Raw genomic sequence first — 17,941 nt, forward strand, 5'->3', positions numbered from 1 at the left:
CCCAGGCCATTTTATAGGTATATACTTCTTCGCTTAAAAACTCGTTGTCTCAATATAGTTCAACAGTTATTGATTATGCTTTGATTTCCGGCGGGAGATAAACATTTGTATTTAACAATGTTATCGCAAGTAATTTAATATAAAATGACACATGTAACTATTAACAGCGTTAACTCGGGCAAGTGTCAACAATATCTGAACTCACAATTTAATTTAATAAAACCTGATAAGATATGACAGTAGCAGCACTTATAAGAGGATTCATCTGGAAAATCCATGTAGGCAAAAGACAGTCAGTTACTGCTTCCAAACTCATAATGGGAAGCCTTGTAACACAGAACTGGGCCACAGTATCAGACAATCATGTTACTAACGTAAGTGATGAAATGCTTAAGGGCATGCTGAGACTGTATAACGAGAATTTTTCAGAGATAAACGAAAAGCGATTTACAAAATATGCCCTGTTTTTTAAAAAGACAACGTATGTATATACAGACAACAATGAGGCCAAAGGCTATTGTCTTTATTATATTAAGCCTTCATTGTCGTTCTCCGGACTTAAGAAAGCAGCCACACTTTATTCATTTACAGTTGACAACAGATGCAGGAGACAGGGCATAGGAATCAAGCTTTTACAAAAAAGCATACTTGAAATGCGATTGAACTCAATTGATCATATTATACTGTACGTTGCAACGGATAATGAAGCTGCTATTAACCTGTACGAAAAAGTAGGATTCATGATAACTGAAGAATTGCCGAATATATGTGGCCCGGGAAAAAAGTGCTATAAGATGGAGATCAGATTTGATCGCTTTAGTACATAAATCAAAAAAACTTACCGAAAAACCTGCTTAATTGGTAAAAATTATATTTGAAAAAGTAAAATTTATTATAAGATTACAATTTCATTCATTCTTCCAGACTCCCTTCGATCTTGGCACCGTCATAATTGCAGCGAGTGTTGACCACTCCCTGAAGAATGGGCTTATAGTCAGCATCATCGTCATAATCTCTAACTATACCTGACCTATCATATTCGTAGTCACTTCTTTTTTCCATGGTGTCTAATGACCTGATGTTATTCTCCCCTGTATATGGATTGATTATAACACTTGGAAGTCAGGAGACATAATGAGGCATCTGAAGAACTGTCATGTTCGCTGCCTCTCCCCTTTGCAGATGCGAAATATTGTATACTTCGTAACTACACTCCCATACTTTGCGAATAACCCCTACTCGCAAACTAATAGAACTTGCCTTTATTTAACCAGAACTGTTCTTAATCCTACAAAAGATGTTATCTTTAATTAACTGACTATATTTTAATAAAGTAACAATTTCAATCAGGGTTTTAAAATATCATGGGAAAATATTGAAAAACAGACCCGGACTTTATAGTCAGTCACAGATATCTTTAATAGAGTACCTGATGCATACAGAAAGTTCGCCTAACATAATCTTGAAATTTGCTTATTCTCAGCCAGGAATCATAGTGCATTTTTTAATAATCTCTTAAATTTCGGTGATATGAGTAGATCTGTTCCGATAATATTCACACAACTCTTTATTCCATTCTACCGCACTGGAACTGCAGCACATCAGTTGTTTATTGTCATACTCCCCTTTTTTCGATAATAACCTGAAAAAGGCGCAGTGGTCATTATATCCGAAAGAAACGAAATGTGTGGTAAAATGTGTGGTATGATCATAAACAAATATATCAAATAACCCGCTATTAAGATATGATCTAAACTCATCTGCATAGTTTAGCTTTATTCTTTCAAAGAGTTCCTTGCTGGCAATAAAAGTTACATGAACCCCGTTGTCGATCCATTCATTGAATATCTCCGGAAAGTTCGGATATAGAAATGTGAATGTAAGAGTTATAGATTTTGATATCTTACACTGTTTAAAGAAATCTTTGTTAATCTCATATAATTCTGTAAGGGGAGGAGTTATAATTTTACAGGAACGTAATTCCTTTAATCTCTTTAACAGATGAGGGGGAACAAAATTGAGGTTGTGCTCTCCCCAATAGACGATATTAGTATCCAACACATCCAGCGTCTCAATCAAGGGTGTCATCTTCTCAACGATCATCTCCCCAATAGTTGACAGCCGGTAAGCATCATCCTCTTTGCCTATAAGATACGATTCTTCCAGTATTTTCAATTGCGGGAGTAATGCCTGTCTGGTAGTTTCAAGAGAATGGAGAAGACTTTCAATCTCCCTGGGACCATCCTTTAACAGTAAGAGTGTATGCTTCCTTTTAGCGGAGGCAAACATAACGTCAAGTAATGCTTTCTTAACCAATATCTCACATCCTGTCGTGAACTACATCGGAAAATATAATAGATAGTGTGTAATAATCTATAAATGTTAAATTCATGCTAATTTGGAAAGACTACTTATCTAATTTATGGTTAGAATCCTATTCTTTACACATATTTACTATTTATCAATCAAGCCATTTCACTCATAACTCCTGATATCAGAGTAGTTATCTCAAAACTATTATGTCCAATCCGAAGTTTGTCTTCGTATGCGGGAACTCCTTTTTTTATATATATTGAGATAGACCCACTCTGCCACAACTCCCAGATTTTTGCGCCTGAAGACCCTGTAATTTGTTTCGAGGAGTGGATTGAAACGTGATTTAAAAGAACAAAGATGTCGAGTGTCAGCGCCACCAATCTCAAACATACTATTTTTATCTCTGGATATCTTGATCAGTTCCCAGAAGATGAATTCATTTACCGGCAGATTTACATCCGGTTTTGGGGTACCCAGCCATGAAACTATTTTTTGCTTATACATAGTGATAACATTTGATCCTATTACGTTACCATTCTCGTCATATACATAATATAGCCTGATATTCTCAGGGTATAGTTTCATGAGGTCTTCAAGATATTCAATACCTACAATAGGCACCTTAATATCCTGTTCTTCATACCTTTTTGATAGCAGGTCACAAAAAAGCGTTAAGTCCGTACTTTCAATCATTTTCATGTCGTATTTGTTATTCTTTATCCCTTTTACCAAACGCTTTGTTGAGCGGCTGAAACCTTTTAGTATTTCATCAGACGGGATGTCAGTAGGAATATAATACGTGAACAGCGGTTCTACTGAATAGCCGTTCCACTTGAACTCCCTGATATCACTAAAAGCAGGAATTAATTGGGTTGATATATATATCGGAGAGAAGCCCTCGAATTTTTCTGTGGCCAGTTTTATGATCTCCCTCAGGCGGACTTCTTTACCACTTTGTGTAAGATCATCATATTCGGAACTCAGCACCAGCCCCATGTAAGGTACACCTGTGCGCGGAGGAGGAGAAAGTATAACGTTAACTCCATAATTAGTCTTTATAAAAGCAGGGAATATACACACTAACGTATCTTCTTCGTACAGAGTATATGGAAGAAACTCGTGCCCCGTATGTTTTTCAATTGTTTTCAAGAAGCCCCATTTATGAAATATGGTTCCATAAGGGCTCTCATCTACGAAATCATCCCACATCTGTGCATCATTCATAGTTAATACTTGCATCACGTTTCCCATAACTCCTCTCAAAAGATAGATTTTAAATACTTTAAAGAAACTCTGCTCCGTGCTTTAAGCCTCCCCAAAGGCCAACAAAACACGGACTTCTTGCGGATAGAGCTTGATTAATACTTCGGCGTATCCGCAATCAGATATCCGATATTTTCACACTACAACTCCCTATTCAATTCCTCACTTAATAATCTTTTGAGTAAACAGCGTTAAATGATGCTTATTATAGTTTTACATTTACCCGCCCATACAAAAAGTATGTGATTCCTGGACAGGATAAAACTACATTCATGAATAAAGAACCTTAGAAGATGGAAAGGTATTCATATCTTTAGAACAGAAATTGTAATAGAATCTGACTGATACAGGATATAAATCTGACAAAAATTGCCTATGGATGCTAATACTAAACTAGCTTGTAGCGAAAATATTGACACAGTTGTGAACATTGTCATAACAGGCACCTTTTTCATTTATGCATCCTATCTTGTTATACACTTCATAAATTTGCCGGCTTGAAGAAATACATGATCTGATACAGACTTTAAGAGTTCATTAAAGGTCAATCTCAAGCATAAGGAAGATTCCCAGAAGTGGAATATATAAATAAAATATACACTAAAAAGGAGTCTGCTTATCGCTGGAACATAAAACCATATTTTGGGTATAATATATGTATGAATCAATAAAACGCAGTTCAGAACAGTGGAACAGATTCACTTCCAAAGGTGATGAATTCGGCCAGCATTCATGCGTGGACAGTTATTGCGACCTTAAAAGACATGATATGAAGGACATCCTTTTACCAGATGTTTCCAGAAAACTTGTTGAAAACGGCCTGAAAGTAGCTTTACCCGATGAGAAGAAGTTCGGCGTATGCCTTACCCATGATATTGATGATATATATCCGCCTTTCCATCATACACTGCTATCGATGTACCATTCGGTCAAAGATGCAGACCTGAAAGAGTTAAAAAAGCACAGTTTATGGAGGATTAATGGTAAAGAACGGTCTCCATACCTTAATTTCAAGCAAATCATGGATATTGAAGAGGCCTTTGGTGCAAAGTCATCTTTTTACTTCCTGACTGCAGAAAAAGATCCCAGGAGATTCAGATACAACATAGAAGATGTCGGAACTTATATGGGAGACATTGTTGACAGAGGCTGGGAAGTGGGACTACATGGCGGCTATTATTCCTTTGATAACTATGACAGTATGATTCAGGAGAAGCAAAAACTGGAGAACGTTCTAGGGAAGTCTGTCATAGGTTTCAGGAACCATTATTTACGGCTGAAGATAAATAATTCATGGGAAATGCTCTCAAAAGCAGGTTTCAAATACGATACTACATTAGGCTACAACAATGTCGTAGGCTTCAGGAATGGCATATGTCATCCTTTCTGGCCATATGAGCCAGTCACGGGAAAGACACTGGATATCCTAGAAATACCCCTGAATATCATGGATGTTGCGCTTTTTGAATGTGCAGGCTCTTTCAGACAGGCATGGGAGCTATCAAAGCAGATAATAGATACCGGAGAGAAGTATAATGGCATAATAACGCTGTTATGGCATAATAATATCTACAGCTCACCTCACCTGAAGGAATGGAAAAAACTCTATGTGAAAATACTTGATTATTGTAACCAAAAAAATGCATGGATCACCAATTGTGAGGATGTTTATAAATGGTGGAGCAGTGCAGATATCGATTATCCATGAGGATGAGAAGTTTTAAGAAAATATCTGCAGTCTACTACATTTCCTTATAATGATTTTGCTTTATATAATAGCTTTTATATATAGACAATGACCCCATGGTGACAGATCCATTTAACCTTGCCACAGCTTTCTTTTTAGGATTCACTATTGGCGTTTCCGCTGCAATTGTGCCTGGTCCTATGATGTTTGCAACTATAGGATTATCCCTTAAAAATGGGTGGAGAACAGGATTGTATGTTTTTGGCGGTCACTCTATTGTAGAAAGCGCTCTGATCCTGCTTATCATAATGGGAGCATCAACTTTTATAATGGAGGACATGCTGTCCCACATTGCCATAGTAGGCGGCCTGGCGATGATGCTCTTTGGGATAATAATTATCAGGAAAGCACAGGAAGCATTTACAATAGACATACCTGCTTCGGCTGGCAAAATTGATATATCCGGCGGCCCCGTATCAGCAGGCATTCTTACATCAGCATTAAATCCCACTTTCCTGTTCTGGTGGCTAACAGCCGGAAGTGCCATTATCATGCAGCAATACATGGCAGGTATATCTGCAGTTCTTGCTTTTGTCATCGGTCACTGGTTTGCAGATATCGGGTTCCTTATAGCTGTATCTGCCTCATTTTCCAGAAGTAATGACTTTTTATCGCGCAATACACACCGCAGACTACTCTACACATGCGGAATCATTCTCACATCCATAGGGTTCTTCTTCATTATAAATCACAATAACGCTGCTGCAATGATATGAAGTGATTAAAAGCATTATGTTGGATTCCTTTTTTCTATTTTATCAGCGCAAGCAAGAAGATCACGTTTGTTAAGCATGCATATAACAATCGTAAAAAGCAGTAATAAGTAGTATTAGTAAGTGAGCCAGCAGCGATCCGTAGTTCCCGAAGGCTCTCGCACTTCAGTACAGTATGGAACGCGGGCAGGCTTATCTTCTGTGTTCGGGATGGGTACAGGAATTGCCCTGCCGCTATGGCCGCCAGACTCATTTACAACTATTAAATGAGACTAAATTCTTCGAATTAGAAGTGCACAAAGGAGATCATGGAATAAATAGTTTACCTTATGGTCAGGTACAGTTCCACGAATAGATACCAGGTGCCATTAGCTGGTGCTGTGTATATTTCCTTTTGGGATACTTACAACTGTATATCCCCAAATGTGAATTTCCTGATGCAGCTAGCGCTGCATCAACAAACTTTAAGTACTTATTAGACAAAACACTAATCATCCCCTTTGTGTTTTCCGTTGCAAGTAACACTTTGGGGTTTTATCCTTTTTAAACGATTACGGCCTAAATTATATAGGAAATAGGTTTTCTACAGAGCCTATCTTATACTTTTATAGGTGTCGCATCCAAAAATACACTTCCTAAAAGTCACGAAATACTAAATACATTTAATATATTATTCTTTTTATGTTTTCTACTAACCCTAACCATATATTCACCGATTTCTCATGTAAAGTACCAATCACGAAATATTCTCTAATTCTCTCTTTTCTGTGTATTCTACTCATGATTGCACCTGCTTCTGCATTTTCTGGAGGGGGAAGCGGAACAGAAGCGGATCCATATCAGATATCAAATGTGGCCGAACTTCAGAACATGAGTTTAGACCTATCTGCTAACTATACTCTAATCAATGATATAGATGCTTCTGATACTGTTAATTGGAATACTGGTGATGGATTTGATCCGATTGGCGATAGTTCAAATAAATTCACTGGTACCTTTGATGGAAATGAATTCATTATATCGAATCTGACAATAAATAGATCAGGTGAGCGGTATGTCGGTTTATTTGGATATACTGCTGGTAGTTTCATTACGAATGTAAGTCTTGAAAAGACTAATGTGACTGGTGGTGATTATCATGTAGGTGGTCTTGTTGGTTACAATAGTGGTGGCTCCATAAACAAGAGTTATTCAATGGGTAATGTGACTGGTACTAATTATGTAGGTGGCCTTGTTGGTACTAATCGTGATGGCACCATAAACACGAGTTATTCCACAGGAAATGTGACTGGCACTGATAATGTCGGTGGTCTTGTTGGTGAAAACTGGGATGCATCTATAAATCAAGGTTATTCAACATGTAATGTAGACGGTGATAGTGATGTAGGTGGTCTTGTTGGTTGGAATGAAGGTTCTGGCGTTGTGACTCAAAGTTATTCGACTGGTAGTGTGACTGGCAGTTCTGATGTCGGTGGTCTTGTTGGTACCAATTATGGTGGTTCCATAAACACGAGTTATTCCACAGGCACTGTGGCTGGTAATGATGATGTCGGCGGGCTTGTTGGTGAAAATAATAATTATATATATCAAAGTTATTCCACAGGTACTGTGAATGGTAGTACAGATGTAGGTGGTCTTGTTGGTAAAAATAATGATGGTTCTGTGAATCAAAGTTATTCGACAGGTACTGTGAGTGGTAGTAATTATGTAGGTGGTCTTGTTGGTAACAATTCTGATGGTTCTGTGGTGGATCAAAGTTATTGGGACATTGACACATCAGGACAAGCATCTTCCGATGAAGGAGATGGAAGAACTACAGAAAACATGACCCATCCTTATAATTCCCACACAACTTATCTTAGCTGGGATTTCACAGATGTATGGGGCATCCATGGAGGTATAAATGATGGATATCCGGCTCTTTTGAGTCTGACGAATTTCCCGCCAAATGTATCTATAACCAAACCTGAAGCCAGTTCCTATATTTCAGATATATTCTTTGTGAATGCATCGGTGACCGATCCAAACGGTGATTCATATATCTCCAGTGTCTATCTGAATAATACTACGGGTAATATTGCCAGTTATACTGATCTTCCGCAGGACAATTATTCAGTTCCTTTTGACAGTACATTCCTGGTAGACGGAATTTACAACATAACCTGGGAATCATATGAAAATGAAACGGCAGATGGTCTATCAGGATTCCAGACGATTAACATACATATTGATAACACAAATCCCACACTCTCTGTCAATGATGATACGGATGAAGGGAATTTAAGTCAGGACTTTGTCATTTGTAACATTTCTTTCAGTGATGAAAACCTGAACAGTTCAACGATTGCTGTATACAATGCTAGTGGTCTTGTAGGTTCCAATGTATCTTCAATAAGTCCACATTCTGTAGTCTTCGAGGATCTGGAAGAAGGTAAATATCAACTTAACGCTACTGTATCTGATAAAGCTGGTAACGTTGTTGAAATGACGACAAGAGAGATTGTACTGGATACCACAAGCCCAAGTATCAATCAAATAATTGCCCCTTCCGAAGCCAACACAGGAGACAACATCACAATCAAACTCAATGCTACCGATAACATCGGAGTTGAAACGTACAACATCACTGTAGATGGTGAAGAATACCGGATGGAAGAAAATTCTGGAAACTATACACATAACATCTCCATTCCAGCAAGTGATTCCGGTACACTTGTCAGTTCAATAACCTATAATTGTACTTTTGTTGATGCTGCAGGGAACATTAACAGTACTGATGATGTTGTGATTGACGTATCAATTCTGCCGGTCGCCGACTTCTCGGCCAGTTTAACAAGAGGTAATACACCTTTGAGTGTGGAATTTACCGATCATTCATCAGGTCTTGTTCAAACATGGAACTGGGACTTTGGTGATGGCAGTACTTCCACCGACCAGAACCCTTCACATGTATTTGGTTCAGGCAACTTCACTGTATATCTGACCGTTGAGAATAGTAATGGAACTTCCAGCAAAGAACTCAATGTCAGGGCTGTAGATGAACCAGCATATACAGTATCTCCAAATGAAGGTGCGCTTTTATCAAAATATGGAGATGATATGAATTTCAGTATCAACAGTACATTGTATTCCAGCTATGAATGGTTCATTGATGGTACGCCGTTGAACGGATCCGGAGTTACACTATACAACAACAATACCGATGACTCTGTCCACCTTTCTTATTGTAATGTGAATACCAGCCAGTACATTGCTCAGGAAGATTTCTTCATGGATGTGTACAATATCTCCGCACATGTAAGCAATGAGAGTATTGACAGAACTGATGTATTCACCTGGGAGTGGACTGTAACAAATTCATCCACCGAAGATGCAGATGATATCGATCAGATTATCAATACAACTCCGGAAGTTAATACATCTGGTAATGAATCATATGTACGTTTCAATACCAGCAACCAGATTTCCGAGAAAACCGGAATTGAATGTAGTATCGATTTCGTGTCATTCAATACAAGCAATGAAACCGATGGTATTCAGATCAAGATCGAAGTACTGAATACTTCGGCACTCAATGAATCTGATATTGATTTCTCTAAAAATTCAGTGTATCAATATCTGGACATCAGTTTCAATAACGAGAGCCTTGTGAATGATGGAAGTAAGAACAGAAGTATTGAATTCAAAGTCCTGAATAATGTTGGTGGTGGGTCTTTGATCATCGATACTGTCTATCTGAAACATAAGGGCACTTCTGGCTGGCAATCCTATGAACCTGAACTCATCAGAAATGATTTTGCCTATTCCTATTTCATTGTCAGGGATATCCCTGGATTCTCACCCTTTGCAGTGACTGCAGACTATGAATACGATTCAGGTACCAGGTCTGATGACGGAATTCCCGCCTATCTCAAGTTACAGATGCTTCAAAACAGGTCTCAGAGTACGAAAGAAGACATGGATGATAAAACTGTTGTAACTCTTGGATCAGAAAGTGATGAAGATATTGTGCAAGAAGATACCACATCCGATTCATCCGAACAGACTATTGGCGATGTTCCAATATCAGATGAGGGAGACAATGGTCAGGTTTTGTTCATTGGAATAGGAGTATTGGTATTGTTTGCAATACTTGTGCTTGCCTTTAGGAAGAAAGAAAATTGAAAACTCTGGTATTTGCCAGAGTTCTTTTTACTTTTCAGAAAAACGTCATTTTTGCATTTACTAATGGAAAATATGAAAAGTCCTTATGTCAAACAGTCTCATGAATAATGAAGGGGTTGCTACCTTCGTCCTTCACACTAAAGAAGATCACCGTTTAAACTCCAGCGTACAATTACAGATTGAATGCTTACGTTCTCACTGTACATACAGATGATCATTTATTCTTGAGTAATCGTTATCAAAAAAATTAATATGAACTGTTGACATAATATTTATCAGCATTAACGAAAACTTAGCTTAAAGTCACTCCTTTGAGTTGTCCGAAAAATGGGCGAAACGTATGTGACTTTTTTCTGCGAACAAAGCTTCAAAACCGCCTTTAGAAAAAATTATATGAAATTTTTAAGTGGGCCTAACCGGATTCGAACCGGTGGCCGCTCGGTTATGAGCCGAGCGCTCTAACCTGGCTAAGCTACAGGCCCATCAGGAAAAGGATAATTTGAGCGCCGCAAACAGGGCTCGAACCTGTGACATTCTGGTTAACAGCCAGACACTCTACCAACTGAGTTATTGCGGCTCTTTCGTGGCGCCAATGCGCGAATCTTCTTAATGCACTTATTGCTTTTAAACCTTTTGATTGCTTTTACATTTGCTTGAGATTAAAGACTGGCTTTCGACCATCATTATGATGAGCATCATATATCTTTTAAAATATATGTTCCAGTGGAAAGATAGGGGTGAGTTGAATTTAAGAATCTATTATGTAATTACTGCCTGTTACATCTTCCAGTTAATTATTTGAGCTTTATATGCCAGGCATATCAGCCATTGACCACATTGATCGGCTCTCCACAGCCAGGGCATTTCTGATCTTCAGTAATCCTGCATTCCAGAGTATCAAATGCGCCCCTCTTTATCAGTAGTTCGCCGCAGCCAGGGCAGAATGTGCTCTCTTTATCAGTCCCCATCACATTTCCCAGATATACGTAACGCATGCCTTCCTCTCTGGCGATATCGTATGCCATCTCCAGTGTCTTCAGGGGCGTTGAAGGCACGTCTGTCAGCTGATAATAAGGATGGAAGCGTGTGAAATGGATTGGCGTATCCGCACCGATATTTTGTACTATCCATTCACACATTTCTCTGAGCTCCCCCGGATCATCGTTCATTGTGGGGATGACCAGGTTGACTATCTCAATATGCATGCCCAACTCCTTTGCCAGTAACGTTGCATCAAGTACGGGCTGGAGTTTCGCGCTTGCTATCCTCTTATAGAAATCATCATTGAACGCCTTGAAATCAACCCTGAAAGCATCCAGATAGGGCGATATCGTCCTGAACGCCTCAGGAGTTATGTATCCGTTAGTGACATAGATGGTCGCAAGTCCTGCCTCCTTTGCAAGCTTTGCACAGTCGTAGGTATATTCATACCAGATGGTCGGCTCATTGTATGTCCAGGCAATAGACCTTGCTCCCAGCTCCAGTGCCCTTGACACCGCCATCTCCGGGCTGATCTCCACGGCATTTGATGTATCTATCTCCACCTGAGAGATTGTCCAGTTCTGGCAATGCTTACACTTAAAGTTGCAGCCAATACTTCCCAGAGAATAGACCGGAGAGCCCGGATAGAAATGAAAGAGCGGCTTTTTCTCCACAGGATCGAGCGCTTCACTTGAAACGACATTGTAATTCAGAGCATAGAGTGTACCGTCCCTGTTCTCCCTTACCCTGCAGAACCCTCTCTTTCCCGGAGAGATTCTGCACCTATGGCTGCATATCTTACAATGGACCTTCTTCTCGCCCAGCTTGTCGTAAAGCATCACTTCTTTGATCACAATGTGTCCCCATAACAAAGATTGACTGTATCATATATGGGAGTATTGGAAGACAGATACGACTGTGAGAATGAAAGCCAGGATAAGGTAAAGGAACTAAGAGGAAGTTCAATTCTCAAAGACGTTCAAATGTACATCAAAAACGTTCTTCCTGATATTTGCCTTTACGTCCTCCCCAGAAGCCCCTTTTATTGTGATCACCACAGCCGATGCATTGGAGGTGAGTACATACTCACCTGCCTCCAGTCCGGCATCTGCTACAGCCCCTTCAAAGAACATTTCCCATGCCCGGGGGTACTCGGTCTCGATATTCAGAGTAAGCTCTGAAAAAAGATTCTCGTTATCATAAAGGGTATTTGAGGAATCGTATGTGATATATACTTCCTCAATGGAATTACTGCTGATGCTTCGCACAGGCCCCCGAATCCGGATAGCGTTGACATCCAGAGTGATGTTAGTGCTATTATCGGTTTTTCTAATCCCTATAGAAGGTGACTGCCTCATCAGGGAAAGCTCACCCTGGGCTAATATTAGTGCGCCGTTCTCGTAACCGTATTCCTGGTCAACAAAATTGCTGTTATCTGAGCGATATGTTATCGATCCCAGATCTTCCAGGAAAGCTCCGCTGCTATTATTGACAACTGAATCACTTGCAGTTATTCTCATGGAAAATTCATTCATGTTGATACTCAGCATTCCGCCGGACTTGCCCGGGCTGACTACAGGAATGCTTCCGCCTCCGGCCCTTATGGGGACATTGGTGGATATCGAACCCGCTGGCTGGCCACTAACGGTCGCAGAGAGTATATCGATGTGCGACTTCAGATTTGACATATCAAAGAACACCTCATCCATATGTGCCTGTTCAGCTCCGGTTCTCCATTCAGGTATATAGCTAACATTAATTACTGTAATAACAGAGACCATTATACCAAGAAGCAGCACTGCGGCTACAACCGAAGAAACTGCAGACTCGGACTTTTTGAGTATTCTTCCCGGCATATTATTTCTCCTTTATAGCCGGACTGAAACAACTATTCTCCCGTGCTGCATTAATGTGAGATGAAATTTCGATTTTTTTCGTGAATATATTTTCATGTCTGATCATGCTTTTTCTCTCAGATACACTTTCAGATGAATACTGTAAATATAATATAGGCAAGAGACATCATCAGCAACGAGTGCTTGATTCCTGAATGGACTTTCCCGCTTCCCATCTTCCCTGCAACTATGCCTGAGCAGAATCCCTGTATCATTGCAGCGTGGAAGAAAAGCATGGTATATGCCTCAAGATCGAAGTTGGATATAAGTGGCATACCTGCCTGTATATTATCGGTCCCTGAAGGCATAGCAGGCAGGAAATAGGCTGCCAGGATGTATACTATGAAGAGGAACACCATGAACGCGATGTAAATAATGAAAACATACACGAACATCTCTGCATTACGTTCTTTTTTAAGCTGTTTCTGGACTTCAGCATCGTGGGCTGCAATTGTAAGAACGCTTTTTATATCACTGGTGGCCTCGTTCGCTTTGATAATAAGAGTAATAATACGCCTGGTCATCTCTGTTCTGATGCGATACTCAAATTTCTTTAAAGCATCATCGACCTTAGTACCCCAGGACAGGTCGTTAACAAGTCTCTTGACTTCGGCATGCAGTACTCCAATCTTCAGTTTAGTGCTCATTTCGATGGCATCTACGAGCATTATCCCGGCCTCATTTATGCTGGCAAGGTTCTTCAGGAATTCAGGGATGTGTGATTCGATCTGCTTTACCCTGTGATTTCTGATCTCATCAAATATCACAAAAGGAACGAAAAGTATCATCAATGCTATGAAGACATGATCATCGATAACCGCAAGTGTCCCGGTATTTATAGTCTTAAAAGCTGTGATATTGAAGCTGTCCAGATAATCCCTGATGGTAAACATTAGATACAGGGATGCAACCGGCAGGCTTATTGCGAACACATATGACGGGCTGCTCTTCAGGAAGCGGAACGGGTGAAAAAGTTTGTTGCGAATGCTTATAAATTTCTCGTAGAACCTCATCTTCCTTCGCAACTCTTCCTCGTTCTCAGGCCCTGCCCTGATCCGTACATGGGAAAAGACATCAAGTTTCTTTTCCCGGACATAGATATTCTGCAGGTTTGCATTTTCTCCTGTTATCGAACTCAGCAGAATTACAAAAACAGCTGTACTAATCGGTATGATCAGATATATGATCAAGTTCAGTATAGTTATAGATCCGGAATTCACCAGCCCCAGCACAGCAAGTATTGTTATAAGGAACAACGGGCCGGCCACAAAGGCCGAGATATATACTTCAGCAAGCACCCCCAGAGTTTCAAAGAATATCTTCTGCTCCTTTGTAGCACTTAGGCGGTACTGGTCATTCTTTGACTTGAGGTAAGCTGTGATGTCCCCCCCGCTGGCGACAATGGAGTTAAGACCTTCGATAAAGTCCTTGAATTTCTGGGATGGTGTCCTCAGGCTGGCCTTTTCAAGGGCGCTCAGCAGGTCTGTCCCGTAATAGTCCATGTCCTTGACAATATAGCCGATCTCTTCTGCAGCTGCACCATATATGTGATAATTCCCCGTGATCGACCTCATTATATCCAGAAGGTTCAGGCCCCCTCCCCTGCTCAAAGCGTAAAGATAAGCAGTCGTATGAGGGAGGGACTGGTTTATCAGCGAACTCCTGACATTTGCCTGCACTTCCGGTATAGACATGAAAACATAATAGGTAAGCGATGCAGCAACAACGAAGAATGTAGTGCATAACAGTAATACAAAAAGATTTGCGAAACCAGAGTTGATCCACAAAGGAATAACCCATGGCCCTATACTGTACAGTGTCATATCCCCGAAGAAGTACAAGCCAATGGAAGTGCCGGCAAGTGCTGCAAGAAGACCTGCGGCCAGGGACATCAAACATGCCTGTGATATGTACTGTTCCACAAGCATACCCATATTGGCCTTTCTCAGGATGTTCCTCGTGCTCTGGAATCGACCTATACGGTCCCTGATATATTTACCGAAGATCAGATGCGCAACAGAATCAATGATATTCACTTACACACCTTCAGAATCCTGTGCGATAATCTCCTCAAGAGTATGGTTATCAATCGCCTGCAGTACCAGTTCGGGATTGACTGCATAGGCCTGGACCACAAGGGACAAGCTGACATAGTCCCTCATGCCCTTATTCCACATGTACTCAAGTATACGCTCCCTTGTTCTGAGTTCCGAGTCAAGTTTTTCCCGGTCCCATCCGCGTGCCTGTATAATCTTGTTTATAGCATAGGAATCACCGCTGCGTTTAAAAGTATCAGTTAAAGCGTCCCAGCGATACAGTTCATTGATACGGATATGTCCGGTCTTTGCATCTATGCCTGTGAACTCAACGATACTGTGTGTTCTTCTCACACGTTTGTCCTTGACAAATGTCTGTGTCTGTATGCTCAGGATGTCAAGTGATTGAAGCATAACATGGGGTACGTTCAGTGGGGGGCTGTCCAGCCTGTTCACTACGGTCTGTACGTCCCCCGCATGCATGGTAGAATAAGTTGCATGACCGGTAGAGATTGCCTGGAAAAGTGTCAGGGCCTCTTCCCCACGGATCTCACCCACGAGAATATATTCCGGCCGTTGCCGAAGTGCAGATCGCAGGAGGTCGTACATGGTGACCTCCCCGGTGCTGCCCGCACTCAGGGATTTCCTGGTAACTCCTGCTATCCAGTTATCATGGTGCAATGTAAGTTCACGCGTATCCTCAATGGATACGACTTTTGATAATGGCGGGATGAAAAGAGAGACCGCGTTGAGCATGGAAGTCTTACCCGATGCAGTTCCCCCGGCAAAGATGGCACAGTTACCGTTCTCGATTGCAAGCCAGAAATAAGCGACCATTTCCACGCTACATGTGTTATAATTGATAAGGTCGATGGCGGTGATAGGGTCTCCCCTGAATTTCCGGATGGTGAACGAGCTACCCCTGGTAGTGATCTCTTTACCCAAGGTTGCCTGAAGCCTGGAGCCGTCGGGAAGTGTTGCGTCCACCATGGGTTCACTAATAGATATATGTTTACCGCTTTTCTGGCAGAGCTTTATCACCAGAGAGTTGAGTTCCTCCTCCCCGAAAGAGATGTTTGTCTTGATGTTCCGATATTCGTTGTGGTACAGGAATAAGGGGATATCAACCCCGTCACAGGATATGTCCTCGATATTTGGGTCAAGCATCAGCGAGTGAATCCTGTCACTGCCAAGGAAGTTGCGTCTGAGGTAGTATAATATCCTGTAGATCGAACTGTATTCCAGTTTCGCATGGTACCTGCTGAGAAGGGATAAAGTCTGCCGGACAAGAACATGTTCCTTATTCTTTCTGGAAGATATGCCTCCAAGGCTTAAGATATCCCGCAGATCATCGTATATCCTTTCCAGTATGTCCCGCTCGTAAAGTGTGAGTGCAGGCTCAATCACATGATAGCTGAATATGCTGCTTTTTTCAAGGATGCACACGAAAGAGTAAGGTTCATTGACCCAATACCGTTCAATTTCTCTGTAGCCCGAAGGCAGTTCGAACTTTACTAATGGACCATGGAGTTGCGGGTCATAAGCAGGAAGTTCAGTTTCTGGTTTCCCAAATGTGGACATACGCTCCCAGATATGCCTGTGAAAGGATAGGATAGATCTGGTTTTTTTAGTGTCCTTTTCTTTTAAGATACCATAATGTTCCGCTTCCGGCAGTATCAAGTTCAATCCGGATCGATCTGACTCCTGACTCATTGAAGATTATTATATAAGATAATATATAAAAACTCTTTGTTTTTTATCAAACTATAGTTTTCAGGTTATAAGAAATATGCCAGGTGAACCGATGGATTCTTGGTTGATAATAAGTTTTCATAACAATAAAATGACAGAATATAATAAGACAGAATATAATAAATGTCAAAGCATCCTAAAAAAGAAAAGGTTCTGGTATTGTCCTCAGGCCGGAGACACAAGTTCACCGAAATTCTCTTCGTATCTTTTCTCCATCTCTTCCCAGCCAGGAAGATCTGTCTGGCACCCAATACTCTGCACTGCAAAGGAAGCAACAGTGGCACCGATCCTGCCGCAGATCCCGAGAGGGTAGTTGCGGGTGTATGCAAGCAGGAAACCTGCCCTGTATGCATCCCCCGCACCTGTGGGGTCCATTGCCTTCACAGATACCACGGGAATCGAGATTGCCTCTCCGTTATGATGTATGATGCTGCCTTTTACATCGTATGTTACAATAACTGTCCCGATCATTTCCAGAATGTCGTCAAAGCATTTGCCGGTCATGTCACAGACACGCTGGATCTCATGCCTGTTCGTGAACAGCATATTGGTGTTCTCAAGTATGCTCTCGAGATTCTCCTGAGAGTATGTCACAAGATCCTGTCCGGGGTCAAAGGAAACAAAACCGGCCTTTTTCGCTATCTTTGCATTGTAGGTCGAGTCGGAGGTTGCAAGGTGCACAAAGTCCACAACTGGAGGGTCAAGCTCCTGCAGGTGTACTGATGCCCCCCAGTCAAAGTAAGTGCTCTGATTGTGTTCCCTGTCAGTGAATACAAAGGCCCTGGTGCTCTTCTCATTCTCGAATCTGTGAAGCAGCGATAGGTCCACACCGTGTTTTTCCAGTTCTGACTCATATCCCGAGGATGCAAAGTCTCCGCCGACTGCAGATATTAACTGGCATCTGCCGCCAAGCCTTGCAATCGCGATCGCGATATTTGCAGCTCCCCCGCCATAATACTCATTGTATTCAATTATTGGATGGGACTCGTTGTGTACGGCTATGTTCTCAACATCAAAAAGAAGATCTATGGCAGCGTGACCGACAACCGAGATAACTTTGTCCATAATACATCT

The 17,941-nt window shown here is 41.1% G+C and carries 12 protein-coding genes, 2 tRNA genes, 1 rRNA gene and 1 pseudogene; 4 read left to right on the plus strand and 12 right to left on the minus strand.

Annotation, left to right across the window (positions count from 1 at the left end; genetic code table 11):
* The first annotated feature begins 233 nt into the window (after nucleotides 1-233).
* Nucleotides 234-827: a GNAT family N-acetyltransferase gene (locus CUN85_RS06115; protein ID WP_135389447.1), complete on the plus strand. Its 594-nt coding sequence runs from the start codon at nucleotides 234-236 to the stop codon at nucleotides 825-827.
* Between the two features lie 85 nt (nucleotides 828-912).
* Here CUN85_RS06115 and CUN85_RS12975 read toward each other — a convergent pair whose 3' ends face one another.
* From CUN85_RS12975 to CUN85_RS06125, 3 genes are all read right to left on the minus strand, one after another.
* A complete protein-coding gene (locus CUN85_RS12975) occupies nucleotides 913-1,062 on the minus strand; it encodes a hypothetical protein (RefSeq protein WP_167848809.1) in 150 nt (49 codons plus the stop codon).
* Nucleotides 1,063-1,515: 453 nt separating this feature from the next.
* On the minus strand, nucleotides 1,516-2,316 hold the full coding sequence (locus tag CUN85_RS06120) for a helix-turn-helix transcriptional regulator (RefSeq protein ID WP_235856226.1): 801 nt from the start codon (nucleotides 2,314-2,316) through the stop codon (nucleotides 1,516-1,518).
* Between the two features lie 201 nt (nucleotides 2,317-2,517).
* The gene (locus CUN85_RS06125; protein WP_167848810.1) at nucleotides 2,518-3,555 is read right to left on the minus strand and encodes a GNAT family N-acetyltransferase; all 1,038 of its coding nucleotides are present in this window, start codon (nucleotides 3,553-3,555) and stop codon (nucleotides 2,518-2,520) included.
* A gap of 679 nt (nucleotides 3,556-4,234) precedes the next feature.
* Between CUN85_RS06125 and CUN85_RS06130 the strand changes: the two genes are divergently transcribed.
* Both CUN85_RS06130 and CUN85_RS06135 read left to right on the plus strand, forming a co-directional pair.
* Nucleotides 4,235-5,287: a polysaccharide deacetylase family protein gene (locus tag CUN85_RS06130; protein ID WP_135389449.1), complete on the plus strand. Its 1,053-nt coding sequence runs from the start codon at nucleotides 4,235-4,237 to the stop codon at nucleotides 5,285-5,287.
* A 95-nt stretch (nucleotides 5,288-5,382) separates the two neighbouring features.
* The gene (locus tag CUN85_RS06135) at nucleotides 5,383-6,042 is read left to right on the plus strand and encodes a LysE family transporter (protein ID WP_135389450.1); all 660 of its coding nucleotides are present in this window, start codon (nucleotides 5,383-5,385) and stop codon (nucleotides 6,040-6,042) included.
* A 123-nt stretch (nucleotides 6,043-6,165) separates the two neighbouring features.
* On the opposite strand, the gene rrf is transcribed toward CUN85_RS06135, so the two are convergent.
* Nucleotides 6,166-6,287, minus strand: a 5S ribosomal RNA gene (gene rrf, locus CUN85_RS06140).
* Nucleotides 6,288-6,405: 118 nt separating this feature from the next.
* Nucleotides 6,406-6,534, minus strand: a pseudogene (locus tag CUN85_RS13315) (IS5/IS1182 family transposase); the annotation flags it as partial.
* A 285-nt stretch (nucleotides 6,535-6,819) separates the two neighbouring features.
* Between CUN85_RS13315 and CUN85_RS06150 the strand changes: the two are divergent.
* Entirely contained in the window at nucleotides 6,820-10,203 is a 3,384-nt protein-coding gene (locus CUN85_RS06150; protein WP_167848811.1) for a GLUG motif-containing protein, read from the plus strand.
* A gap of 407 nt (nucleotides 10,204-10,610) precedes the next feature.
* Here the strand turns inward: CUN85_RS06150 and CUN85_RS06155 are convergent.
* The 7 genes from CUN85_RS06155 to CUN85_RS06185 all read right to left on the minus strand — a co-directional run bounded on the left by CUN85_RS06155 (nucleotide 10,611) and on the right by CUN85_RS06185 (nucleotide 17,932).
* Nucleotides 10,611-10,685: transfer RNA gene (locus tag CUN85_RS06155), tRNA-Ile, on the minus strand.
* A gap of 22 nt (nucleotides 10,686-10,707) precedes the next feature.
* Nucleotides 10,708-10,780 (minus strand) — tRNA-Asn (locus CUN85_RS06160).
* A 244-nt stretch (nucleotides 10,781-11,024) separates the two neighbouring features.
* Nucleotides 11,025-12,038: an AmmeMemoRadiSam system radical SAM enzyme gene (gene amrS / locus CUN85_RS06165; protein ID WP_135389452.1), complete on the minus strand. Its 1,014-nt coding sequence runs from the start codon at nucleotides 12,036-12,038 to the stop codon at nucleotides 11,025-11,027.
* A gap of 108 nt (nucleotides 12,039-12,146) precedes the next feature.
* Nucleotides 12,147-13,040, minus strand: a complete 894-nt coding sequence (locus tag CUN85_RS06170) for a DUF7289 family protein (RefSeq protein ID WP_135389453.1) — start codon at nucleotides 13,038-13,040, stop codon at nucleotides 12,147-12,149.
* Nucleotides 13,041-13,168: 128 nt separating this feature from the next.
* Nucleotides 13,169-15,115 carry a type II secretion system F family protein gene (locus CUN85_RS06175; RefSeq protein WP_135389454.1) on the minus strand — a complete coding sequence of 649 codons (1,947 nt, stop codon included), beginning with the start codon at nucleotides 15,113-15,115 and terminating at the stop codon, nucleotides 13,169-13,171.
* Nucleotides 15,116-16,828 carry a type II/IV secretion system ATPase subunit gene (locus CUN85_RS06180; RefSeq protein WP_135389455.1) on the minus strand — a complete coding sequence of 571 codons (1,713 nt, stop codon included), beginning with the start codon at nucleotides 16,826-16,828 and terminating at the stop codon, nucleotides 15,116-15,118.
* Between the two features lie 204 nt (nucleotides 16,829-17,032).
* On the minus strand, nucleotides 17,033-17,932 hold the full coding sequence (locus tag CUN85_RS06185) for a carbohydrate kinase family protein (protein ID WP_135389456.1): 900 nt from the start codon (nucleotides 17,930-17,932) through the stop codon (nucleotides 17,033-17,035).
* Nucleotides 17,933-17,941 lie beyond the last annotated feature (9 nt).

Origin of the sequence: Methanolobus halotolerans, from assembly GCF_004745425.1 — an archaeon.
Classification (GTDB): Archaea; Halobacteriota; Methanosarcinia; order Methanosarcinales; family Methanosarcinaceae; genus Methanolobus; species Methanolobus halotolerans.